Origin of the sequence: Stenotrophomonas sp. JAI102 (assembly GCF_013409105.1) — a bacterium.
GTDB classification, from domain to species: domain Bacteria; phylum Pseudomonadota; class Gammaproteobacteria; order Xanthomonadales; family Xanthomonadaceae; genus Stenotrophomonas; species Stenotrophomonas maltophilia_AA.
In genome coordinates this window covers 1-22366 of the sequence record NZ_JACCCI010000005.1, presented here as the reverse complement: position 1 = coordinate 22366, position 22366 = coordinate 1, and the positions used below count along the sequence as shown (strand labels likewise).

General features: G+C 65.8%; 19 protein-coding genes and 2 rRNA genes. 5 read left to right on the top strand and 16 right to left on the bottom strand.

Translation table 11 applies throughout. From position 1 onward, the window contains the following. Positions 1–3: 3 nt before the first annotated feature. From HDC96_RS17255 to HDC96_RS17245, 3 genes are read right to left on the bottom strand one after another with little or no spacing between them, the layout of a single operon-like run. Entirely contained in the window at positions 4–1215 is a 1212-nt protein-coding gene (locus HDC96_RS17255; protein WP_179461023.1) for a COX15/CtaA family protein, read from the bottom strand. An 11-nt stretch (positions 1216–1226) separates the two neighbouring features. Beyond that, positions 1227–1802, bottom strand: a complete 576-nt coding sequence (locus HDC96_RS17250) for a hypothetical protein (protein ID WP_179461022.1) — start codon at positions 1800–1802, stop codon at positions 1227–1229. 27 nt (positions 1803–1829) lie between these two features. Further along, positions 1830–2564 carry an SURF1 family protein gene (locus tag HDC96_RS17245; RefSeq protein WP_179461021.1) on the bottom strand — a complete coding sequence of 245 codons (735 nt, stop codon included), beginning with the start codon at positions 2562–2564 and terminating at the stop codon, positions 1830–1832. A gap of 57 nt (positions 2565–2621) precedes the next feature. Between HDC96_RS17245 and HDC96_RS17240 the strand changes: the two genes are divergently transcribed. Continuing rightward, on the top strand, positions 2622–2840 hold the full coding sequence (locus HDC96_RS17240; protein WP_019185993.1) for a twin transmembrane helix small protein: 219 nt from the start codon (positions 2622–2624) through the stop codon (positions 2838–2840). 40 nt (positions 2841–2880) lie between these two features. Here the strand turns inward: HDC96_RS17240 and HDC96_RS17235 are convergent, their stop codons facing one another. The 6 genes from HDC96_RS17235 to HDC96_RS17215 form a co-directional block, all read right to left on the bottom strand. Beyond that, positions 2881–3756, bottom strand: coding sequence for a cytochrome c oxidase subunit 3 (locus HDC96_RS17235; protein WP_179461020.1), 876 nt, complete (start codon positions 3754–3756; stop codon positions 2881–2883). A gap of 20 nt (positions 3757–3776) precedes the next feature. Continuing rightward, entirely contained in the window at positions 3777–4367 is a 591-nt protein-coding gene (locus HDC96_RS17230) for a cytochrome c oxidase assembly protein (protein WP_179461019.1), read from the bottom strand. Beyond that, on the bottom strand, positions 4364–4498 hold the full coding sequence (locus HDC96_RS18410) for a hypothetical protein (protein ID WP_257018790.1): 135 nt from the start codon (positions 4496–4498) through the stop codon (positions 4364–4366). Before HDC96_RS18410 ends, HDC96_RS17230 begins: the two co-directional genes overlap by 4 nt. A gap of 8 nt (positions 4499–4506) precedes the next feature. Continuing rightward, a complete protein-coding gene (ctaD, locus tag HDC96_RS17225) occupies positions 4507–6117 on the bottom strand; it encodes a cytochrome c oxidase subunit I (protein WP_179461018.1) in 1611 nt (536 codons plus the stop codon). A gap of 64 nt (positions 6118–6181) precedes the next feature. Further along, complete coding sequence (gene coxB, locus HDC96_RS17220) at positions 6182–7117, bottom strand: cytochrome c oxidase subunit II (RefSeq protein ID WP_179461017.1); 936 nt, start codon at positions 7115–7117, stop codon at positions 6182–6184. Positions 7118–7128: 11 nt separating this feature from the next. Then, on the bottom strand, positions 7129–7605 hold the full coding sequence (locus HDC96_RS17215) for a DUF2244 domain-containing protein (RefSeq protein WP_176990547.1): 477 nt from the start codon (positions 7603–7605) through the stop codon (positions 7129–7131). Positions 7606–7881: 276 nt separating this feature from the next. Here HDC96_RS17215 and putA point away from each other — a divergent pair, with 276 nt between their 5' ends. Further along, positions 7882–11106: a bifunctional proline dehydrogenase/L-glutamate gamma-semialdehyde dehydrogenase PutA gene (putA, locus tag HDC96_RS17210; RefSeq protein ID WP_179461016.1), complete on the top strand. Its 3225-nt coding sequence runs from the start codon at positions 7882–7884 to the stop codon at positions 11104–11106. 94 nt (positions 11107–11200) lie between these two features. On the opposite strand, the gene HDC96_RS17205 is transcribed toward putA, so the two are convergent. From HDC96_RS17205 to HDC96_RS17195, 3 genes are all read right to left on the bottom strand, one after another. After that, positions 11201–11845 (bottom strand): hypothetical protein, encoded by a 645-nt coding sequence (locus tag HDC96_RS17205; RefSeq protein ID WP_179461015.1) that lies wholly within the window; start codon positions 11843–11845, stop codon positions 11201–11203. Positions 11846–12103: 258 nt separating this feature from the next. Next, complete coding sequence (locus tag HDC96_RS17200; protein ID WP_179461014.1) at positions 12104–12583, bottom strand: hypothetical protein; 480 nt, start codon at positions 12581–12583, stop codon at positions 12104–12106. Positions 12584–12712: 129 nt separating this feature from the next. Continuing rightward, complete coding sequence (locus HDC96_RS17195; protein ID WP_179461013.1) at positions 12713–14056, bottom strand: outer membrane protein transport protein; 1344 nt, start codon at positions 14054–14056, stop codon at positions 12713–12715. A gap of 226 nt (positions 14057–14282) precedes the next feature. Here HDC96_RS17195 and HDC96_RS17190 point away from each other — a divergent pair, with 226 nt between their 5' ends. After that, the gene (locus HDC96_RS17190; protein ID WP_179461012.1) at positions 14283–14975 is read left to right on the top strand and encodes a rhomboid family intramembrane serine protease; all 693 of its coding nucleotides are present in this window, start codon (positions 14283–14285) and stop codon (positions 14973–14975) included. A gap of 173 nt (positions 14976–15148) precedes the next feature. Here HDC96_RS17190 and HDC96_RS17185 read toward each other — a convergent pair whose 3' ends face one another. Together HDC96_RS17185 and HDC96_RS17180 are read right to left on the bottom strand one after the other, a co-directional pair. Next, positions 15149–16678: a S41 family peptidase gene (locus HDC96_RS17185; protein WP_179461011.1), complete on the bottom strand. Its 1530-nt coding sequence runs from the start codon at positions 16676–16678 to the stop codon at positions 15149–15151. A 126-nt stretch (positions 16679–16804) separates the two neighbouring features. Next, complete coding sequence (locus HDC96_RS17180; protein WP_179461010.1) at positions 16805–18229, bottom strand: peptidoglycan DD-metalloendopeptidase family protein; 1425 nt, start codon at positions 18227–18229, stop codon at positions 16805–16807. Between HDC96_RS17180 and HDC96_RS17175 the strand changes: the two genes are divergently transcribed. Both HDC96_RS17175 and HDC96_RS17170 read left to right on the top strand, forming a co-directional pair. After that, on the top strand, positions 18228–18890 hold the full coding sequence (locus HDC96_RS17175; RefSeq protein WP_179461009.1) for a hypothetical protein: 663 nt from the start codon (positions 18228–18230) through the stop codon (positions 18888–18890). The genes HDC96_RS17180 and HDC96_RS17175 overlap by 2 nt on opposite strands. 54 nt (positions 18891–18944) lie before the next feature. Continuing rightward, a complete protein-coding gene (locus HDC96_RS17170) occupies positions 18945–20675 on the top strand; it encodes a M28 family metallopeptidase (RefSeq protein ID WP_179461008.1) in 1731 nt (576 codons plus the stop codon). Positions 20676–22035: 1360 nt separating this feature from the next. Here the strand turns inward: HDC96_RS17170 and rrf (HDC96_RS17165) are convergent. Next, positions 22036–22150, bottom strand: a 5S ribosomal RNA gene (gene rrf / locus HDC96_RS17165). Positions 22151–22280: 130 nt separating this feature from the next. Then, positions 22281–22366, bottom strand: a 5S ribosomal RNA gene (rrf, locus tag HDC96_RS17160); the annotation flags it as partial.

Below are 22366 nucleotides of genomic sequence, written 5' to 3'. Positions count from 1 at the left end.
CCGTCAGCCTGCCTGCACGGCAGGGGACGCAGCGCTGGCCTTGCCACCATCGGCATCCGGCGCACGCAGGCGCGCCAGCAGCGTCACCAGCACGAACAACAGCGCCACGGCGCCCCCGCTGTGCGCGACGGCCACTTCCAGCGGCACCGCCAGCTTCACGTTGAGGATGCCCAGGGTGATCTGCAGCACCACCAGCAGGCCCAATGCGCTCGCCCAGCCGCGCATGCTCGGCAGGCGGAACAGGCGCACGGAGAGCCACAGCAGGTAGACAGCCACCACGATCGCCATCAGCCGGTGCGCCATCTGGATCGCGATGCGCGACGCGCCATCGAGCACGCCCCCTTCGTAATCCACGCCGATGCCGCGCCACAGGGTGAAGCCTTCCTTGAAGTCATGCGGCGGCCACCACTGGCTGACGCAGCGCGGGAAGTTGTCCAGCGAGGCGCTGCCGCCACCGCAGGCGAGTGCGGCGTAGTTGGCGCTGACCCAGCCGCCGAGGGCGATCTGCGCGACCAGCACGGCCACGCCGGCGCGGATCAGCCATTTCAGCTTTGGTGCTTCGGCGAGAGTGATCGGCATATGCGTGGCGCGCCACGCCATCCACACCAGCAGACCGAACATCAGCATGCCGCCGAGCAGATGGCCCATCACCACGATCGGTTTGAGCAGCCAGGTGACCGTCCACATGCCGAGCAGGGCCTGGAAGATCACCACCGCCAGCGTCAGCAGGGCCGCGCGGGCCAGGTCGATGTTTGTCCATCGCAGTGCGGCGATCAGCAGGATCGCCTCGCCGATGATCGCCAGGATGCTCGCCGGAACGTGCATCCCCATCATGTACAGCGGTATGCCGGTCGCCACCAGCACACAGGCGGTGATCACCGCGGTGCTGCCCCAGCGACGACGGCGCGTGGCCAGCAGCGCCAGGGTGAGGATCTCGATGCCGAGTGCGCCAGCCAGGAAACGGTGAACCTGCTCGCGCCACGCCTTGTGCGTTTCCAGCGGGCGGATCTTGGCGGCCTCGTGGCCGATCACGTCCACGGCGTGCTGCGGCCAGGTGACGCGGCCATAGCAGGTCGGCCAGTCCGGGCAGCTCAGGCCCGCATCGGAGAGACGCACGAACGAACCGAACATGATCGTGCTGGCGGTCATGATCAGCGCAAACCACGCCAGACGGTGGAAATTGCGGTGCAGCACCGGGCGTGCGGAGAGGCTCATCTAAATGGAACTCACTTCAGTTTCAGCAGCGTGGCCAGGTCTTTGCGCAGACCGGCCATATCGAATCCCGGCGCGTACCGCATGATCACGAATCCATTGGGATCGATCACATACACAGGCGTGCCGGCGGCGTCATCCACGGCGGGCAAAGCGGCACGCAGGTCCGGTTGGGCGCGCAGCGCGCGCAGTGCGGGCATGCCCTGGACCTCGGCCGGCGGCGTGCCCAGCCACAGGATCTCGACATTATCGGCGTTATGGCCGAACAGCTGCCACACCTTGCCCAATCCCTGCGACAAAGTGACGCACTCGCTGGTACAGCTGGCAGACGGGGCGACGAGGATCCGCCAGGTGCGATCGTTCGGGTTCCACGGGTACGGCTGACCATCGGCCAGGGTGGGCGGCAGCGCGCGCAGATCGGCCGGCGGCTGCAGCAGCTCCCCGGTATTGCGGTGCGCGGTCGGCTGCCAGCCGGAGAAGCGCAGCACGCCCGCCAGCGCCATGGCGCCGAAGAACACGCCGAACAACGCGATCAGGGTCCAGCGGCCGCGTGAACGGGACGGCAGCCGTGCCGGGGAAGTGGCATTCATGGGCGGCATTTTCTCATGTTGAGCCGGTCAGCGCCGGGGAGTGCCACGCCGGCGGCGATGGCGACGGAATTCCAGGACCAGCGCGACCACCAGCACGGTCAACGCCAGCCCGAACCATTGCACGGCGTAGCCGAGATGGCGACTGGGCGGCAGGGTATTGGGCAGCAGCTCCAGATCGCGCGCGTAACCGCCGGGCAACGCCGGATCCAGCCGCAGCACGCGCACGGCCAGACTGCCGGGCGGCAGCGACAGCGCGCGCGCCATGTCATCGGGCGGCATCCGGCTGGCCAGCCACACGCCCGCCTGCGGGACGGGCGACAGCGCCGGCCCCAGGGCCAAGCCGGTGGCCGGCGGTGGCGCCAGCAGGCCGCTGATGGCCGTGTGGCCGGTACGCGGGGTGATCGACGGCACCACCCGATCAGGCGGCATCGGCAGCCAGCCGAGATCGACCAGCACCTGTGCGCCGTCATCACTCTGGAACGGCTGATAGACCTTGATCCCGGCGCGGCCTTCGCGGGTCTGGTTGTCGAGCAGGATCGTGCCGGGCAGGAAGCGACCGCGATCCTCCACCCAGCGCAGCTGCGGCGGCGCGGTCTGGGCCTGGCGCAGCGTGAGCGACTGCGCGCGCGCGGGCACCTGCTGGGCCAGCAACGCCTCTTTCTCATGCATGCGCTGCAGTTGCCAGCGGCCCAGCTGGCAGAACGCGAGGATGACGAGCAGCGCGGCGATCCAGCCGATCAGGCGTGTGTGCTTGCGCATCATGACAACGCCGGCAAAACGCGGTGATATAGGCACACCCGCCACGCCATCGAGCCGCGCATGAATGATTCGTTGAAAACCCTGCTGGTAATCGCGTTTCTGATCGTCATCGTCTGGAATCTGGGCGCCGGGCTGTATTACCTGCTGGTCGATCGCGGCCAGACCAAGCGCACCGTCAATGCCCTCACCCGCCGCATCGCGGTGTCGGTGGCGCTGATCGTGCTGGTGGTCATCGGCATCTACAGCGGTTGGATCAAGCCCCACGGCATCGGCGGCTGAGGCCGCACCGGCGTCGATGCGGCAGGACGTCGCACCGACGCTACAGCACGTAGACGAACAGGAACAGCATCAGCCACACCACGTCGACGAAGTGCCAGTACCACGCGGCGGCTTCGAAACCGAAGTGGTTGTCGCGGGTGAAATGCCCTTTCGAGGAGCGCAGCCACATCACCGCCAGCATGATCGTGCCGAGCAGCACGTGCACGCCGTGGAAGCCGGTGAGCATGAAGAAGGTCGAGCCGTAGATGCCCGAGCCCAGGGTGAGGTTGAGTTCCTTGTAGGCGTGGATGTACTCCTCCGCCTGCAGGGTGAGGAAGCCCACGCCGAGCAGCACGGTGATGCCCAGCCAGACCAGCAGCTGGCGGCGGTGACCGGCCTTGAGCGCGTGATGCGCGATGGTCAGGGTGACGCCGGAAGTGAGCAGGATCAGCGTGTTGATCAGCGGCAGACCCCACGCCGGGATGGTCTGGAAGTGCCCACCGATCGCGCCGGGGCCATTGGTCGGCCACGCCGCCGAATAGCCGTCCCACAACAACTCGTTGGTCATCACCCCGTCGCCCGCACCGCCCAGCCACGGCAGGCCCAGGTTGCGGGTGTAGAACAGCGCGCCGAAGAACGCGCCGAAGAACATCACTTCCGAGAAGATGAACCACACCATCCCCATCCGGAACGAGCCGTCCACCTGGCGGTTGTAGCTGCCGGCCTGCGATTCGCGCACCACGTCGCTGAACCACCAGAACATGGTCAGCACCAGCATCGCGATACCGGCGTAGAAGGTCCACTTGCCCCAGCCCGAATCGTTGAGCCAGCTGGCCACGCCGACCATGGTCACCATCATCGCGATGGAACCGATGAACGGCCATTTGCTGTGCGTGGGCACGAAGTACACGTTCGCATCGGGGCTTTGCTGGGCCATGGTCTTGGGTCCGGTCCGGATCAGGGAGCTGCACGCGCGCCGGTCGGCAGGCTGGCCGGGGCCAGCTCCGCGGACAAGGCGTCGTTCTTGTAGAAGGTGTAGGACAGGGTGATCGTGGTGATGTTGGCCGGCAGGTCGGGATCGACGATGAAGCGCACCGGCATGTCGCGCTTCTCACCGGCCTGCAGGGTCTGCGCGGTGAAGCAGAAGCACTCGGTCTTGCTGAAGTAGCCCGACGCCTTGGCCGGCGCCACCGAGGGCACCGCGCTGCCGACCAGCGCGCGGTCGCTGTCATTGCGTGCGAAGTACAGCGCTTCGTTGAGCTCGCCGGGCACCACATCCATCGTCAGCTGCTCGGGATGGAAGGCCCAGGGCAGCTTGGAATTCACCCCGCCATCGAACTCGACCCGCACCGTGCGCTTGCCGGTGGTCGCCGCCGCGGACGCAGCGGCGCCGGGGCCACGCTCCAGGCGCACGCCGAACACCTTCTCGCAGGCGATGCGGTACAACGGCACCAGCGAGAAGGTGAGCACGAATACCGCCAGCGCCACCCCAATCAGGCGGGGCAGGCCCGCATGACGTGCGGGGGCGGCCGGGCGCGGATCGCTCATCGCCCGATCACCCCGCTGAGGATGAAGCCGGCATAGACCATCACCGCGACGATGCCGACCGCCCACGCGGTGCGATGCGCGCGGCGACGCTGCAGGGCCTGCTCATCCGGAGTACGCGTTGTGCTGGTCATGAGCGACCTCAATGGGTGATGTCGTCATGGGCCAGATCACCCGGACGGATGGTCGGCGGCGTGGTGAAGGTATGCGCCGGTGCGGGCGAGGGAATCGTCCACTCCAGGCCACGTGCGCCTTCCCAGCAACGATCCGCGGCCTTCGCGCCGTGGCGCAGCGAGTGCCACAGGATCGCGGCCATCATGAAGGGCGTAATGAACATGCCGAACGCACCGATCGAACTGATCAGGTTCCAGTCGGCGAAGGCCACGCTGTAGTCGGGGATGCGTCGCGGCATGCCGGCCAGGCCGAGGAAATGCTGCGGGAAGAACAGCAGGTTCACGAACACGATCGACCACCAGAAATGCACCTTGGCCCAGGTTTCGCTGTACATGCGCCCGGTCCACTTCGGCCACCAGTAGTACACCGCGGCGATCAGCCCGAACACCGCACCGGTGACCAGCACGTAGTGGAAGTGCGCGACCACGAAATAGGTGTCGTGGTACTGGAAGTCGGCCACCACGATCGCCAGCATCAGGCCGGAGAAGCCGCCGATGGTGAACAGGATCACGAAGGCCACCGCCCACAGCATCGGTGCTTCGAAGGTGAGCGAGCCGCGCCACATGGTGCTGACCCAGTTGAACACCTTCACCCCGGTCGGGATGGAGATGAGCATCGTGGCGAACATGAAGTAGATCTCGCCACCCAGCGGCATGCCCACGGTGAACATGTGGTGGGCCCAGACGATGAAGGACAGGAAGGCGATCGCGGCGATCGCGTAGACCATGGCCTGGTAGCCGAACAGCGGCTTGCGGCTGAAGGTCGGGATGATCTCGCTGACCACGCCGAACGCCGGCAGGATCATGATGTAGACCTCCGGGTGCCCGAAGAACCAGAAGATGTGCTGGTACATCACCGGGTCACCGCCACCGGCGGCATTGAAGAAGCTGGTCCCGAAGAACTTGTCGGTGAGCAGCATCGTCACCGCACCGGCGAGCACCGGCATCACCGCGATCAGCAGGAACGCGGTGATCAGCCAGGCCCAGCAGAAGATCGGCATCTTCAGCAGGTCGATCCCGGGGGCGCGCATGTTGAGCACGGTGGCGATGATGTTGATCGCCCCCATGATCGAGCTGATGCCGGCCACGTGGATGGCGAACACGCTGAAGGCCACGTTGTAGCCACCCTGCAGCGACAGCGGCGGGTACAGCGTCCAGCCACCGGCGGGGGCGCCGCCCGGCAGGAACAGGGTCAGCAGCAGCAGGCTGAAGGCCACCGGCAGCAGCCAGAACGACCAGTTGTTCATGCGCGGCAGGGCCATGTCCGGCGCGCCGATCTGCAGCGGGATCATCCAGTTGGCCAAGCCGACGAAGGCCGGCATCACGCCACCGAAGATCATCACCAGCGCATGCACGGTGGTCATCTGGTTGAAGAACTCGGGCTTGACGAACTGCAGGCCCGGTTGCGCCAGCTCAGCGCGGATGATCACGCTCATCGCCGCGCCGATGATGAACATGATGAAGCTGAAAAGCAGGTAGAGCGTGCCGATGTCCTTGTGGTTGGTCGAGAAGAACCAACGCTCGAAGAACCCCTGCTGATGCCCGTGATGCCCGTCGTGGTCAACTGCGGAATGCGCCATCGCAACTACACCTCACTGTATCCGGTGGTACCCGCATCCGCCGGTTGGCGGACGCGGCTCGATTTCAGGCGTTGCTGTCTGTTGCTGCAGCGACCGGCTCGCTGGCCGGTGCCGGGGTGGCCTCGGCCGGGGCGGCCGGCGCAGGAGCGGGAGCCGCCTCGGGCGCAGGTGCCGGGGCAGGCTTCTTCGAGGCCAGCCACTTCTGGTAGTCCTCCTTGGAGACCGCCTCGACCACGATCGGCATGAAGCCATGGTCCTTGCCGCACAGCTCGGCGCACTGACCGCGGTACACGCCGACCTGCTCGATGTTGGTCCAGGCCTCGTTGATGAAGCCGGGGATCGCATCCTGCTTCCAGCCCAGCGCCGGCACCCACCACGCGTGGATCACGTCGTCGGAGGTGATCACGAAGCGCACCTTGGTATCGACCGGCAGCACCAGGCGGTTGTCGACATCCAGCAGGTAGTGCGGATGGCTGTCGCGGGTCGGCACGACGCCACTCTGGCGCACGCGGTCGGACTCACGGTCCAGGCGGCTGGTGAAGCTGACATTCTCGCCGAGGTATTCGTACTTCCACATCCACTGATAGCCGGTGACCTTGACGGTCATTTCCGAATCGCGGGTGTCGTAGAACTTGATCAGGTTGGCCGTGGCCGGCCACGCCATCACCACCAGGATGATCACCGGGATCACGGTCCAGATGACCTCGGCCCTGGTGTTGTGGCTGAAGGTGGCGGCAACCGCGCCCTTGGATTTGCGGAACTTGAAGATCGCGTAGAACAGCGCGCCGAACACCAGCACCCCGATCACGGTACAGACCCACAGTGAGAACAGGTTGGACTCCCACGCCAACCGCGAGCTCTGGGTCACCCCCTTGCCCATGTTCAACTGCCACGGTTTGGGGTCGGCCGCCTGGGCCCAGCCCATGGCCGGCGCCAGCAGCGCGACCCCGCTCAACACTGTCTTCCCGAACGTACTGCCCCACTTTCTGCATTGCTTCATTGCCTAGACCCTTAGCGTCGTCGGTTGCGGCCGTCATTGGCCGCGAGCAAGCCTTCTAGTTTCTGAGCCAGTACCTGGCGTTCGGCCGGTGCGAGGAAACTTCCCACGTCCACCTGCCTACCGCTGGATGCCAGCCGGACTCTGCGTTCATCGGCGATCAGCCTCACCCAGTGCGGGTGGGCGCTGAACACCGGCGAATGCCCGGGTGCGGGAATCACTTCCACGCACGCCGGCACTACCCGGATCTCTTCCTGCCGTTCTCCACTGCGCCACACCGTGCGCAGCGCCACTGCCAGCAACGCGCTGTACAGCAGAGCAAACACGGGGGCGAATACGTTGCCGGTGAACCAGCCCAGGCCGGCCGCCAGCCACATCACCCCCGCCAACACCACAAACAACAGGACGAACTGCCGGGCATCGAGCGCCCGTGGGGGACGCAGCCGCAGTTGCGTCCCTGATCCGTCCGGAGCGATGAGCACCTCGATCATGTCGCAACCGCGTTTTTCCTGCCGCGGGAAACGTCTCGATGGTAGCCCTGCTCTCCAGCGAGTAGCAAGGGTCCATTCACAGTTTCGGGAATGGTGCAATACAGCATCGACTGCGGCGGCCGTTTTGACGAAAACAGCACAATAAACAGTGGCCGGGTCGAATCCGCCGAATCCCCCTGTATGAAAGGCTATGGGACGGATGGGGCCGGCCACGGAAAGCACTTGACTCGCCCAAAAAACGATTAAAATGGTCAAGTTCTCCACGAGCCGACCGGCATGACTGCATCTTCTGTCCTTCCCCCTGCCCCGGCATCGTCCGGCGCCGCCCGCCCGCCGCTGCTGTCCCCTGAGCTGCCGGCCGTTCCCAATGCGTTCCGCCAGGCGATCACCGATGCCTGGTTGAAGGACGAGGCCACCCATGTGCGCGAGCTGCTCGAACAGGCACGCCTGCCGGCCGCCGAGCAGGCCAAGGTGCAGGCCACTGCCGCCGACCTGGTCAAGCGCGTGCGCGTGCGTGCGCAGGACCAGGGTGCGATCGAAGCCTTCATGCGCCAGTACGACCTGGGCAGCGAGGAAGGCGTGCTGCTGATGTGCGTGGCCGAAGCCCTGCTGCGCATTCCGGACCAGGACACCGCCGACAAGCTGATCCGCGACAAGCTCGGCGACGCCGACTGGAAGAAGCACATGGGCGGCAGCGACTCGGTGCTGGTCAACGCCTCCACCTGGGGCCTGATGCTGACCGGCCGCCTGGTCCAGATCAACGATTCCACCCGCGCCGACGTGCCGGGCGCGTTCAAGCGCCTGATCGGCCGCGTGGGTGAGCCGGTGATCCGCCTGGCCGTGCGCCAGGCGATGAAGATCATGGGCCACCAGTTCGTCATGGGTCGCACCATCGACGAAGCGCTGTCGCGCTCGCACAAGGGCGACAACGCCAGCTACCGCTATTCGTTCGACATGCTCGGCGAAGGCGCGCTGACCATGAAGGATGCCAAGCGTTACCTGGAAGATTACCGTCGCGCGATCCACTCGATCGGTGGCGACCACAAGGCCCGCGGCGGCCGTCCGGATGGCGACGTCAATTCGGCTCCGGGCATCTCGATCAAGCTCTCCGCGCTGTACCCACGCTACGAGCACGCCAAGCGCGCACGCGTCATGGCCGACCTGGTCCCGGGCGTGCTCGAACTGGCGCAGTTGGCCAAATCGTACGGCATCGGCTGCACCGTCGACGCCGAAGAAACCGACCGCCTGGAGCTGTCGCTGGACATCATCGACACCGTGGTCAGCGATGCCTCGCTGGCCGGCTGGGAAGGCTTCGGTGTGGTCGTGCAGTCGTACCAGAAGCGCACCCCGTACACGATCGACTACCTGGCCGACCTGGCCCGTCGCATCGGTCGTCGCCTGCAGGTCCGCCTGGTCAAGGGCGCGTACTGGGATGCGGAAATCAAGCGTGCACAGATCGAGGGCCTGCCGGCCTATCCGGTGTTCACCCGCAAGCAGAACACCGACGTGTCCTACCTGGCCTGTGCCAAGCGTCTGTTCACGCACAGCGATGCGATCTACCCGATGTTCGCCACGCACAACGCGCACACCATCGCGGCGGTGCAGGCGATCGCCAAGGGCGGCCAGTACGAGCACCAGAAGCTGCACGGCATGGGCGACGACCTGTACGCCGAAGTGGTGCCGGCCGACCGACTGAACGTGCCGTGCCGCGTGTACGCGCCGGTCGGTTCGCATGAAGACCTGCTGCCGTACCTGGTGCGTCGTCTGCTCGAGAACGGCGCCAACTCCAGCTTCGTCAACCGCATCACCGACGACAACGTGGCCATCGACGACCTGATCCGCGATCCGGTCGAAGTGGTCTCCGCGTTCGCGTCCATCCCGCATCCGAAAATCCCGCTGCCGGTCGATCTGCTGCGCAGCCAGAACCATGACAGGAAGAACTCCATGGGCGTCAATCTCGCCAACGACAACGATCTGCGCGCTCTGGCCGAGCAGCTCAACGCCGCCGTGAAGCCGTGGCACGCCGCGCCGCTGGTGCCGGGTGCCAACCCGACCGGCGCGCTGTTGAACGTGACCAACCCGGCCGACACCCGCCAGGTCGTCGGCCAGTGGCAGCCGGCCGACAGCGCCACCGTCGAGAAGGCGCTGGCCAATGCGGTGGCCGCGCAGCCGGCCTGGAACCGTACCCCGGCCGCCAGCCGCGCCGCAATCCTGGAGCACGCGGCCGACCAGCTGGAAGCGCGTCTGCCCGAGTTCATGGCGCTGTGCGTCAAGGAAGCCGGCAAGAGCCTGCCCGACGGCATCGCCGAAGTGCGCGAAGCGGTCGACTTCCTGCGCTACTACGCCAAGCAGGCCCGCGAGCAGTTCGGCCATGCCGAAAAGCTGCCGAGCCCGACCGGTGAATCCAACGAGCTGCAGCTGCATGGCCGCGGCGTGTTCGTCTGCATCAGCCCGTGGAACTTCCCGCTGGCGATCTTCCTCGGCCAGGTCAGTGCCGCACTGGCGGCCGGCAACAGCGTGATCGCCAAGCCGGCGGAACAAACCAACCTGATCGGCTACTACGCGGTGAAGCTGCTGCTCGACGCCGGCGTGCCCGAAGGCGTGCTGCAGTTCCTGCCGGGCGATGGCGCCACCGTCGGTGCGGCCCTGACCGCCGACCCGCGCGTGGCCGGCGTGGCCTTCACCGGCTCGACCGACACCGCCCGTGCGATCAACCGCGCGATGGCCGCACGCGACGCCGCGATCGGTGTGCTGATCGCCGAAACCGGTGGCCAGAACGCCTTCATCGCCGACTCCTCGGCGCTGCCGGAGCAGCTGGTCAAGGATGCGATCGGTTCGGCGTTCACCTCGGCCGGCCAGCGTTGCTCGGCCGCGCGCGTGCTGTTCGTGCAGGACGACATCGCCGACAAGGTGATGACCATGCTGTCCGGTGCGATGGCCGAACTGAAGGTCGGCGACCCCGGCCTGCTGTCGACCGATGTCGGCCCGGTGATCGATGCCGACGCGCTGCAGATCCTCAAGGATCACGCGGTACGCATGGAGAAGGACGCCCGTCTGATCGCCGCTGCCACGCTCGGCGAAGAAGCCGCGCACGGCACCTTCTTCGCCCCGCGTGCGTACGAACTGAAGAACCTGGACCAGCTGCACAAGGAAATCTTCGGGCCGGTGCTGCACGTGATCCGCTGGAAGGGCGATCAGCTCGACGCGGTGATCGACCAGATCAACGCGACCGGCTACGGCCTGACCCTGGGCGTGCATTCGCGCATCGATGAGACCGTCGACCGCATCTCCTCGCGCATCAATGTCGGCAACGTGTACGTCAACCGCAACCAGATCGGTGCGGTGGTCGGCGTGCAGCCGTTCGGCGGCCAGGGCCTGTCGGGCACCGGCCCGAAGGCCGGCGGTCCGCACTACCTGCTGCGCTTCGCCACCGAAAAAACCGTCACCGTCAACACCACGGCGGCCGGCGGCAATGCGTCGCTGCTGACGTTGGGCGACTGATTCCCGGCGTCCTGTGTTGAACGAAAAACCCCGCGAAAGCGGGGTTTTTTTTGGATCATGGCGGGTGCCAAAGAAGCCCTGCCAGTGGCCGGCACTACTCTCCGATCGACTCGATCTCGTCGCGCATCAGCAGCTCGTTGCCCATGTAGCGCTCGAACCGGATGCGGCCGAACCCGGCGGCGTACCAGGCCTCGATGCGGCTGTCTTCGAAGGTGGCGGTGACGTGGCAGGTGTCCTTGAAGGTACGCGGCTGGTAGCCGACCTGCGCTTCCACGTCCTCGAAGCCGACGAAGGTGTAGTCGGAGAAGCCGTCATAGTCGATCGCCTCGACGGTGTCTTCGGCATGGTTCGTGCGCTCGCCCTTGCCGTTGACGTCGAAACGATCGCCCGGCTTGGCGTTCGCCGGGAACGTCGGCGCGGGCTTGAACACGTCGGTCATCACCGGCTTGGCGCCGTCGCCACCCCAGGCGGACATGCCAAGGCGCTCCTGGCCGAGGAGCTGGCGGCCGCTCGCATCGTAGTAGCTGGCGCTACCGACACCACCGCCGGCACTGTTTACCTTGATCGCCTCCTGGCCGGCAAACGTGGCCTTCTCGATGGTCAGCGTTTCATCACTGGTGGACCACGACAGGCCCGGGGTCAACGTAAAACAGGCGGCGAACTCCGGTGCAGCGAGGGCCGGGAGCGAGAGACCGGCTAGGCCAAGAGCGAGCGCGGAGCGCAGAAGCAGAGACGACATATACAGATCCTTGTCAGCAGTCATGACCCGCGCCATGCGCGGATCGGTGCGGGATTGTACGCGTTGCACCTGCGTGGGCGGTACGCGAAAAGTCCGTGCGGCCACGGATGAGATCCATAGCGGTGTCCGGCCGTGCGCAACGACCCGCGCCTGTTTCTGGTGTCCTTGATCGCGCCCAGTGCGCGCGCGGCAACGCCGTCCGATCCGCGCTGTTGGTCGACCGCGCCGCGCAGTTGAAGCAATCGAGCACGCACTTCTTCAGGCCGCCTCCCCCTGATGGGACGCTTCGCCCCGCGGGCGGATGAAGTAACAGGGTTTGGCTTCCCGCTCGCCGACACCGATGACGTACTGCTCCGCTGAGACAATCCGCTCCAGCCATTCCGGAACATCCTGGTCCCAACGTGCATCAGGGAAGACATAAGGGAAAACGGATTCGTATGGATTCGGCGAGTGCACGAACACCGCATCATAGGCGGTGTCTGCGCACAGCATGACCCAACACTGCGTCTTGAGCTCGCGCTCGCGGAGCGCTTCGTCCAACCTGCCAAGCAAGCGGATCGCAATCTTCGCCGCCGATACGCGATCCTCGATGGATCTGTTGCCTTTTCCCCGCCAATCCGGGTGCGTATGGGAGTAGTTGAACCACTCTGATCTCGCCCAGTCCTCTACCCTGAGCGCTGCCTTGCGCTCCTCGCGCGACCAGTACGCGTCCATCTTCTTCCTGTAACGACGATCCATTGGTTGCTCGGTCATTGCATTTGGTCAGCCTGGCGGGTGATGACAACGTCGTTGATGGCGCCCAACAAGCAAAAGGCCTCGCTTGCGCGGGGCCTTTTGCCATTCAAACAACCGGTGCAGCTGCGTCGATCAGAACTTGTAGTTGAACGAAGCGGCCAGGACGTCGCCACGGACCTTGTACTTGCCGTTCAGCGAGTTGCCCTGGTTGTTGGTGGTGCCACCGATGATCACGTCCGGATCCTTGGTGAACAGGTGGGTGTAACCGAAGTTGTATTCGGTGTTCGCCGACGGGGTCCAGCCCACGCCCATCGACAGCCACTTGCGGCTGGTGTCCGGCACGCGCACGTCGCGGTGTGCGTTGGTGGTCGGGGTCTGGTCCAGCGCGATACCGCCACGCAGGGTCACGGTGTCGCTCAGCTTGAAGTCGGCACCCAGCGAGACGAAGGTCGTATCGCGGTAGCCGAACTCCAGCACCGAATCGGGCTGGCTGGAGGCGTAGTCGATGGTGACCTGGTCGAACGCGGTCGACCAGGCGGTACGGGTGACATCACCCATCACGGTCCAGCGGTCGTTGACGTTGTGGGTGACGCTCAGGGTCGCCGAGGCCGGCAGGGTCAGCGTGGCCTTGCCCGAGGTGCTCACGAAGTTGCCCGGCTGGGCGCGTGCGAGCACGGCAGCCGCGTTCGTCGGCACGTCGAAGGTGGCGTCGCCGCCGGTGATCTTGTGCTCGACCTTGGAGCGGTAGCTGATGCCGATGTGGGTGTTCTCATCGGGGCTGAACAAGCCGCCGACGGTCCAGCCCACGGCGTTGTTGTCGCCTTCGACGGTCAGCTTGCCATCGGCGCTGCCCGGCGCGAAGCCCGGAACGCGGGCCTGGGCCAGCGCGGTGCCGAAGTCGATCTGGTTGCTCAGTTCGATGGTCAGGTGCTCGACGAACACGGACGCGCCGAAGGACACGTACGGGTTGACGTCGTAGGACGCGGCGAAGCCCAGGTCGATGGCCTTCATGTCGGTCTTCAGACCGCTGTAACGGCCGACCCAGCCATTGTCATAGTCGGTCTTGAAGCCGAACGGGGCGGTCAGCGAGACGCCGAAGTGCGCCTGCTCGCCGATCGGCATGTGGAAGTACGCGGCCGGGACCGGGGCGATCATGCCGGCGTCGCCGCCGTCACCGCCGGTCTGCGGCTGGCCGGTCGGCTTGCGGCCGGTGCCCTTGAACTTGGCCGAGAAGCTGATGGCGCTCAGGTCGCCCTGGACCTGCATGCCTTCGAGCTGGCGCATGCCGGCCGGGTTGACGGCCATGATCGAGGCGTCGCCGGCGGCGCTGCCGGAACCGGCGAAGGCGCGGCCGAGGCCCTTGGCGCTGTTTTCCTTCAGCTGGAAGGCGGCAGCGTTGACGTGGCCCACGGCCAGGACACCGGCAATGCCGACGGCCAGGGCGGTGACGCGGGCAAGAGTGGAAGCGGTATGCATTGTTGTTTCTCTCCGGAAAGCGGTGATGTTGGCAACGCGCGCCTGCGCCGCCCCTCCCCTTGATGGGTCAGGACAACGCGCCGGATTCCCCTCCCGACATACGACGCCGTATGCGAGTATACCGAGAGCGGTTAATGAAACAATAACGTGTGTCGCCCTTGTGGCTATTCATGCTGAACACGACATATCCCCGTCAGCCCGGCCACCGCGCTAGGCTAGTGCCCGCATGTTCGTGTCGACCCCCTCCCGCAAGAAAGCCGCTTACCGCTGGGCCACCCCCCTGCTGTTCGCCGCGCTGTGGACGGCCTTCCTGTGGTCGATCTCCCGCCCGGACGATGCCCGTCGCAGCCTGTGGATGGATTGGGGCGCGCTGTCCACCGGCCTGACCCACCCGCTGGACTGGTGGGCGACCCTGCAGGACGGCAGTGTGCTGCGGCTGTTCACCGCGCTGTTCCTGCACGCGGACTGGTCCCACCTGCTGGGCAACCTGGTGTTCCTGCTGATCTTCGGGCTGCCGGCCGAGCGCGTGCTGGGACCGTGGCGGCTGATGCTGCTGTTCCTGGTGGGCGGGGCGATCTCCAACCTGACCGCGATCTACACGATGGGCAGCCCGGACCAGATCATCATCGGGGCCAGCGGCGCGGTGTCGGCGCTGATCGGCGCCTACCTGGCGCTGTTCCCGGGCGCGCGGCTGGGCGTGGTGATCCCGCTGGGCCTGTTCCTGGAATTCGTCCGCGCCCCGGCCTATCTGCTGATCGGGGTCTGGGCCGCACTGCAGGTGGTGTTCGCCTACATCGGCCCGACCTTCGGCATGGTGGCCTGGTGGGCGCATATCGCCGGCTTCGTGTTCGGGCTCGGCTACGGCGTGTATGTGCGCGCGGCCATCGCGCGGCGGCTGCGCAAGCGGCACGGGTTCTGAGGCCATGACCGGGAACGGGTCGGCCAACGGGTAGGGTCGGCCGACAGGTCGGCCAACGGGTAGTGCCGGCCGCTGGCCGGCTCCACGCAGGGTTGGATTCGAGCAGAGCCGGCCAGCGGCCGGCACTACCTGATGGGCTTCATGCGGAGCCGGCCAGCGGCCGGCACTACCGATCAGGGCTTGATCGGTGCCGTCGAGGCCGGGGCCTCGGGCTTGGCCGGTGCGGGCGCAGCCGGTGCAGCCGGTGCAGCCGCAGGCTGTTCGGCCGGTTTGGTTTCTGCCGGCTTCGTATCTGACGACTTCGTTTCTGCCGGCTTGACCGTTGCCTCTGCAGGCTTTGCCGCCGCCGCCCCTGCCGGCTTGGCCGCCGGCTTCTTCGCCGCCTCGGCCTTCTGCCTGGCCAGCACCGAACCCGGCTGCTTCAGTTCGGCCAGGGCATCGTTGATCGGACCATCGCCGGGCAGCACGTCACCGGCCTTGTAACCCTCGGTGCCTTCTTCATCGCCACGCAGGTGGCCCGGAAGGGTGGCTTCGCTGTAATCGGTCAGGCTGGCCGGCAGCTCGTCATCCCCGGCGCGCTTCTCCGGCTGCAGCAGCACGTCCGGGATGATGCCGGTGGCCTGGATGGACTTGCCGCTCGGCGTGAAATACCGCGCGGTGGTGAGTTTCACCGAATCACCGTTGTCCAGTGGCAGCACGGTCTGTACCGAGCCCTTGCCGAACGTGCGGCTGCCGACCACGCGGGCACGACCGTTGTCACGCAGGGCACCGGCCAGCACTTCGGAGGCGCTGGCCGAGCCGGCGTCGGCGAGGACGATGACCGGCGCGCCCTTGAGCAGATCGCCCGGGGTCGCATCGAAGCGCGCATCGCTGATCGAGATGCGGCCACGGGTGCTGACGATGTTGCCCTTCTCGAGCAGATCGTCGGCCACCTGCACGGCGGCGGTGAGCAGGCCACCCGGGTTGCTGCGCAGATCCAGCACCAGCCCCTTGAGCTTGCCACCGGCCTGCTGCTGCAGCTGGGCGACATGCTTCTGGAAATCGGCACCGGTGTCGGCCTGGAAGGTGCTCAGGCGGATGTAGCCATACCCGGGTTCAAGCATCCTGCTGCGCACGCTGGTGACGCGGATGGTCTCGCGGGTCACCGTGACATCGAACGGCTTGGGCTTGCCCTCGCGCACCAAGGTCAGCACGACCTTGGTGCCCGCGGCGCCACGCAGCGGTTCGGTCGCTTCGATCGCGCTGATCGGCTTGCCGTCGATGGCGATGATCAGATCGCCCGCCAGGATGCCCGCACGTGTCGCCGGGGTATCGTCGATCGGCGAAATGACTTTCAGGCTGCTGTTGTCAGGCTGCTGCTGCAGCTCCACACCGATGCCATCGTAAGCGCCGTTGGCCTGCTCATCGAAGGCCTCGGCGTCTTCCTTGTCGAAGTAGGTGCTGTGCGGATCCAGGTCCAGCAGCAGGCCGCGGATGGCGGACTGCATCAGCTTCTTGTCGTCGACCGGATCGACGTAGGCCGCGCGCACCGCGTTGTACACGGCGACGTAGCGGCGGATTTCTTCCAACGGAACCCGTGAGGTCACCGCTTCTTCCGTGGTGGCCGCATCGGCCCCGCGTGCCGGCGCTTCAGCGGTCTGCTGCGCCCAGGACACCGCGGGCAACAGGGCCAGCAGCAAGGTGGCGGAACGGGCTACGCGCATGAAGCACTCCAGGATGAGCGGGGGACGGTTATCCACGCACCGCGGTGCGTCGCCCGATTATGCGCGAAGCGACGATAAATTCCCGTTGAATCCCGTGCACGGCGGCGCGCCCAGGTTGGGCGCGGTTTATCGCCGCTGCAGCCAGCTGCCCGGATCGACCGGCTGCCCATTGCGGCGCAGTTCGAAGTAAAGCGCGGTCACCCCCTGCCCGCCCGAATTGCCAACCTTGGCCACTGCCTCGCCCTTCTTCACCGTGGCGCCAGCATCGCGCAGCAGGGTGTCGTTGTGGGCGTACAGGCTCATGTAGCCGTTGCCATGATCGACGATCAGGATCATCCCGTAGCCGGTCATCCAGTCGGAGAACACCACGGTGCCATCGGCGACGGCGGTGATCGTGCTGCCGGCCGGCGCACCGATCAGCACGCCACTGCTGGTGCGACCATCGGGCAGCTTGCCGCCGTAGCGCGCGAGCAGGTTGCCGGAGAGCGGCCAGCCCAGCCCACCCACCTTCGGCGGCGGCGCGGAAGCGACCGCAGGCGGCGTCTTGGTCGCGCGCGGCGGCGGGCGCGTGCCACTGGCAGCGGCGGCACGATCGGCCTTGTCGGCAGCGGCTTTCTCCGCGGCGGCACGTCGCGCGGCAGCCCGGCGTTCGGCCTCCGCCCGGGCAGCGGCGGCACGCAGGTTGGCGAGCAGAGTTTCCAGCGCCTTGGCGTCCTGGCCCAGCGCCTTCTCGCGTTCGCTGCGATCCTTGTAGCGCTCATCCAGCGTCGCCACCGTGGCCGCCCGTTCGCGGCGGTCATCGGCCAGCGTGGCAACCTGCTGCTTCTGCTGCTGCCGGGTGCCTTCCAGCGCCTTGCGGCGCTCGACGATCTCCGTCTCCACGCGCTGCAGTTCGGTGAGGTCGGCCGTCAGCGACTGGATGCGTTGCGCACGCTCGCGCTGCAGATACCGGTGATAGGCCAGGCTGCGGTTGGCATCGGCGACGCGATCCTGCGACAGCAGCAGCTTCAACGGTGCGTTGTTGCCGATGCGGTACGCCGCGCGCAGCAGCGAGGCCAGCTCCGACCGTTGCTGTTCCAGCCCGGCCTGCAGTGCATCGCGCTTGGCCTGCAGCTCGTTCATGGCGCGGGTTTCGCGTTGCAGCGCGGTTTCGGTCTGGGCCAGTACCCGGCCGGTGCGGGCGACCTTCTCATCGGCTTCGCGCAGCTGGCGCGAGGCCTGCCCGCGCTGACCTTCCAGGTTCCGCCGTTCCTGGGCCACGCCCTTGAGCTCGCTGCGCAGTTTCTGCAGCTTGCGCTCGGCTTCCCTGGAGGACTGCGCGGCGAGCGGACTGGCACCCAGCACGGCCACCGCCAGCAGCAGCGCACGCAACGTCGGGGTCAGCCACTGCGAGCGACCGCGTCCGTCGGTCGGATTGTTATCCCGGCGTGAGGAGAAGGCGTTGTGGCGCAAGGGCTTTCCAGTGACTTCAGGCAGATGCGGATTGCAACGATGCATGGTGACATTCCTGCAGGCGGCCTGCCAGCCGCGCTCCACCATCGAGGTTCCCATGAAACGCTCCCTGCTTCCGCTGCTGCTGGCCCTGACGCTGCCCTGTGCGCCGGCCTTCGCAGGCGACAACATCAGCAAGGTCAACGGCAGCATCTCCGCCGAGGCCGGCCAGAGCTACGGCAATCTGGAGACGGTCAACGGCGGCATCAAGGTCGCCGAAGGCGCCATCACCGGTCGCATCGAAACCGTCAACGGCGGTATCCGCGTCGCCGATCGCGCGCGGACCGGCGGTATTTCCACGGTCAACGGCAGCGTGCGGGTCGGGCGTGAAGTGATTGCCAGCGGCGGCGTGGACACGGTCAACGGCGGCATCTTCCTGGATCGCGGCAGCCAGATCGACGGGGGTCTGGAGACCGTCAACGGCAGCATCGGCCTGGTCGAGACGCGCGTGGCGGGCGGCATCGAGACGGTCAACGGCGACATCACGGTCGGCGTGGGCTCGCAGGTCGACGGCGGGATCGAGGTGAAGAAACCGAACTTCAACCTGACGCTGACCCCCGGCCGCAAGCCACGCGTGATCGTCGGGCCGAATGCGTCGGTCAACGGACCGTTGCAGTTCGAACGCGAGGTCACTCTCTACGTCCACCGCACCGCGCGGGTGGGACCGGTCAGTGGTGCCGTGGCCGTGCCGTTCGATACCGACACCGCGCCGCAGGATTGATATTGTGCTCTCTGGTGCGATGCGCACCCGCCTTTCCCGTTCCAGGAACCGATGATGCCCCGCAAACTTCTGTTGTGCCTTGCCGCTGCCGCTGCGTTGACCGCGTGCAAGGGCGAATCCGCGGCGCCTGCCGCCGCGCCCGCCACCGACGCGGCGCCGACCGCGCCCAGCCACGCGTTTTCGCCGGAGATCAACGCCGACGACTTCGCCGAGCTGGTCAAGACCCTGGCCTCGGATGAGTTCGAAGGCCGTTCGCCGGGCAGCAAGGGCGAAGAGCTGACCGTCAACTACATCCGCGACCAGATGCAGCGCATCGGCCTGCAGCCGGGCAATGGCGACAGCTGGTTCCAGGATGTCGCGATGACCGAGACCACGGCCGATGAGTCGACCGTGCTGAAGCTCGACCAGGCCGGCAAGACCCGCGAGCTCACATTCGGCACCGACATGGTGATCGGCACCCGCAGTGGCCAGCCGGAGGTGAAGGTCGAGAACAGTGACCTGGTGTTCGTCGGCTACGGCGTGGACGCGCCGGAGCAGAAGTGGAACGACTATGCCGGCCAGGACTGGAAGGGCAAGACGGTCGTGATGTTCGTCAACGACCCCGGTTTCCACGTCAACGACGGGAAGCTGTTCGACGGCAAGCGCATGACGTACTACGGGCGCTGGACGTACAAGTTCGAAGAAGCCGCACGCAAGGGCGCGGCCGCCGCGCTGATCGTGCATGACACCGCCGGCGCGTCGTACGGCTGGGACGTGGTCAAGAACTCGTGGGCCGGTCCGCAATACGATCTACCCGCCAAGGATGATCCGGAAGCACGCCTGCCGGCGCAGGGCTGGCTCAGCGCCGATGCCGCCCGCCAGCTGTTCGCCGAGGCCGGCCTGGATCTGGACAAGGCCTACAAGGACGCCAGCAAGCGTGGCTTCAAGCCGGTACCGCTGAAGGCCAAGGTGTCGTTCGACCTGAAGAGCACCATCGCCGAGAAGAAGTCGCGCAACGTGGTCGGCGTGCTGCCGGGCAGCAAGCGGGCGGACGAGGCGGTGCTGTACATGGCGCACTGGGATCACCTGGGCAAGCACGAGGGTGAGCAGGGCGACAACATCTACAACGGTGCGATCGACAACGCGACGGGCGTGGCCGGCATCCTGGAAGTCGCCGACGCGATGGTGCACCAGCAGCCGGCACCAGAGCGTTCAGTGGTGTTCCTGGCGGTGACGCTGGAAGAGTCGGGCCTGCTGGGCTCGAAGTACTACGTCAGTCATCCGACCTTCCCGCTCGACAAGATCGCCGGCGTGATCAACATCGATGCGATGTCGGTGGCGGGCCGTGCCAAGGACGTGACCGTGACCGGTTTCGGCAGCTCCGAGCTGGAGGACATCCTCAAGCCGCTGGCGGCGAACCAAGGCCGTACCCTGCATGGCGAGACCGCGGTGCAGAGCGGCTTCTACTTCCGTTCGGATCACTTCAACTTCGCCAAGGCGGGTGTGCCGGCGTTGTATGCCGACGGTGGTGAGGATCTGCGCGACGGCGGTGCCGAGGCTGGCCGCAAGGCCGCCGAGGACTACGGCAGCAACCGTTACCACGGCCCGAAGGATGAGTTCGATCCGGCGACCTGGAAGCTGGATGGCACGGTCGAGGACCTGCAGCTGCTGTACGGGGTTGGCCAGGAGCTGGCTGGCGGCGACCGTTGGCCGAACTGGTACGAGGGCAATCCGTTCAAGGCGGCACGGGATGCCATGATGAAGGGCAAGGGCGCCGAGGCGCCGGCTGCGGAGTCTGCGCGCTGAGCGGTTGGTTGCTGTGAGGTGATCTTTGTTTGATGAAAACGGCGCCTTCCGGGGCGCCGTTTTTCTTGGGTCTTCTCCCACCTGAGGGGAGAAGGCGAACGACCGACCCCTTTGCCGCAACTCCAGCCGGATCTACCCCCCCGGAAGCAAAGCTCCTGCCCAAGCTCTGCACCCGCCCACATGTACATGATTGAGCGCGTGTTGTAGTCCGAGGTTGAAACGGCATAGACGGACCGAAGCGGGGTGTGAACCCCTGCCGTATGCCATTGCACGTCGTGGCTTGCGTCGTCAATGCCGTCCACATAGGTCAGGGGCGTCGAGAACTTCCCTTCCCCAGTGCCGTAGTTGCCGTAGATGAGGTCGTTGGGGCAATGCGCCGCTGTCGTGATCCCCTTTCTTCCTGTGGCCGTGTGCTTGACGGGAAAACCCGTCGTGCAAAACGAATTGTTGGTTTGAAGCACCGCGCCGCCTTGGATGTACTCGACATTGCGTGACGTGGACATGTTTGGTCTGAGAGTGATTGCGAAGCCCAGAACCCGCTCAAGCTTCTTGACCGTGGTCTGAAGCTCTTCCGCCTCTTGCTCATTTCCTTCGATGTAGATCACCAGCCGATCCTCACCTGGCCAACCTAGGAACCCGGTGGCGCCAGGTATGGCGCTGTAGAGAAGATCCATGTGTTTATCGAGGATGGCGTAGAACTCTTGCTTGGTGTACGTGTGTCCCGTCTCAAAAACCACCCGGGTCGTGCCACTTTCAGTACGGACGACACGGTCTGCGACGGCGCCTGCACCTTTCAGTTCGACAAGAATGTGTTGGTCGGGGGTATGCTGAAGGGAGATCTCCGTCAACCTGTCTGAGAACTCCTGCCGCAAGTCCTCCATCGATTGCATGATCTCGGTCTGAACGGCAAGCCGTGTGATGGCATCGTCGACGGACACTTCGGGATTCCGAGTGATGTAACTCTTCACCAGCGTCTGCATCTCCTCGCCCAGCTCCGAGTCCGGGTCGGGCACCTGCGCCCATACGTTGGCGGTCAGGCAAAGAGCGATAGAACAACCTAGAAGCGTCCATTTCATAGGGGTCTGCGTGTCCCTGTGGGTTGATCCCAAGCCATTCCAACGGCCAGAGAAAAAGCAGGCTAACAGTCAGAACAAGCAGTTGGAGTGACAGAGCTCACAACAAACCAGGTTCTATATGGCCGAGGGACTGTTCACGGGAAAGCGTTGCGGTCTCAGTAACGACGTGAATCGCCCCGGCGTCTGTAGACACCCCGAAGCCTCATTTTGATTGCTGCTTTTCGAACCCAAGCGGAGAACAAAAAAAAACCCCGCTGCGTGAGCAGCGGGGTTTTGGGTGTAAACCCTGGCGATGACCTACTCTCGCATGGCTTAGGCCACACTACCATCGGCGCAGCTGCGTTTCACTTCCGAGTTCGGGATGGGATCGGGTGGTGCCACAGCGCTAATTTCACCAGGGAGACGGTTGGAGCAGCGCATTGCGCCAGCTCGGCAGAGGTCTCTTCCGAGAAACAGATACCTGTAAAAACCAGGTGCCTGCAAAAAAAGAAAACCCCGCTGCATGAGCAGCGGGGTTTTCGGGTAAAAACCCTGGCGATGACCTACTCTCGCATGGCTTAGGCCACACTACCATCGGCGCAGCTGCGTTTCACTTCCGAGTTCGGGATGGGATCG

What these genes read in the sequence shown, in the direction of transcription:
- HDC96_RS17240 (WP_019185993.1), top strand. Translation starts at nt 2,622, where the DNA reads ATGAATGATTCGTTGAAAACCCTGCTGGTAATCGCGTTTCTGATCGTC.
- HDC96_RS17180 (WP_179461010.1), bottom strand. Translation starts at nt 18,229, where the DNA reads ATGGGAACCTCGATGGTGGAGCGCGGCTGGCAGGCCGCCTGCAGGAAT.
- HDC96_RS17255 (WP_179461023.1), bottom strand. Translation starts at nt 1,215, where the DNA reads ATGAGCCTCTCCGCACGCCCGGTGCTGCACCGCAATTTCCACCGTCTG.
- HDC96_RS17230 (WP_179461019.1), bottom strand. Translation starts at nt 4,367, where the DNA reads ATGAGCGATCCGCGCCCGGCCGCCCCCGCACGTCATGCGGGCCTGCCC.
- HDC96_RS17170 (WP_179461008.1), top strand. Translation starts at nt 18,945, where the DNA reads ATGCCCCGCAAACTTCTGTTGTGCCTTGCCGCTGCCGCTGCGTTGACC.
- HDC96_RS18410 (WP_257018790.1), bottom strand. Translation starts at nt 4,498, where the DNA reads ATGACCAGCACAACGCGTACTCCGGATGAGCAGGCCCTGCAGCGTCGC.
- HDC96_RS17235 (WP_179461020.1), bottom strand. Translation starts at nt 3,756, where the DNA reads ATGGCCCAGCAAAGCCCCGATGCGAACGTGTACTTCGTGCCCACGCAC.
- HDC96_RS17195 (WP_179461013.1), bottom strand. Translation starts at nt 14,056, where the DNA reads ATGCATACCGCTTCCACTCTTGCCCGCGTCACCGCCCTGGCCGTCGGC.
- coxB (WP_179461017.1), bottom strand. Translation starts at nt 7,117, where the DNA reads ATGAAGCAATGCAGAAAGTGGGGCAGTACGTTCGGGAAGACAGTGTTG.
- HDC96_RS17205 (WP_179461015.1), bottom strand. Translation starts at nt 11,845, where the DNA reads ATGTCGTCTCTGCTTCTGCGCTCCGCGCTCGCTCTTGGCCTAGCCGGT.
- HDC96_RS17215 (WP_176990547.1), bottom strand. Translation starts at nt 7,605, where the DNA reads ATGATCGAGGTGCTCATCGCTCCGGACGGATCAGGGACGCAACTGCGG.
- putA (WP_179461016.1), top strand. Translation starts at nt 7,882, where the DNA reads ATGACTGCATCTTCTGTCCTTCCCCCTGCCCCGGCATCGTCCGGCGCC.
- HDC96_RS17200 (WP_179461014.1), bottom strand. Translation starts at nt 12,583, where the DNA reads ATGGATCGTCGTTACAGGAAGAAGATGGACGCGTACTGGTCGCGCGAG.
- HDC96_RS17175 (WP_179461009.1), top strand. Translation starts at nt 18,228, where the DNA reads ATGAAACGCTCCCTGCTTCCGCTGCTGCTGGCCCTGACGCTGCCCTGT.
- HDC96_RS17250 (WP_179461022.1), bottom strand. Translation starts at nt 1,802, where the DNA reads ATGAATGCCACTTCCCCGGCACGGCTGCCGTCCCGTTCACGCGGCCGC.
- HDC96_RS17245 (WP_179461021.1), bottom strand. Translation starts at nt 2,564, where the DNA reads ATGATGCGCAAGCACACACGCCTGATCGGCTGGATCGCCGCGCTGCTC.
- HDC96_RS17190 (WP_179461012.1), top strand. Translation starts at nt 14,283, where the DNA reads ATGTTCGTGTCGACCCCCTCCCGCAAGAAAGCCGCTTACCGCTGGGCC.
- HDC96_RS17185 (WP_179461011.1), bottom strand. Translation starts at nt 16,678, where the DNA reads ATGCGCGTAGCCCGTTCCGCCACCTTGCTGCTGGCCCTGTTGCCCGCG.
- ctaD (WP_179461018.1), bottom strand. Translation starts at nt 6,117, where the DNA reads ATGGCGCATTCCGCAGTTGACCACGACGGGCATCACGGGCATCAGCAG.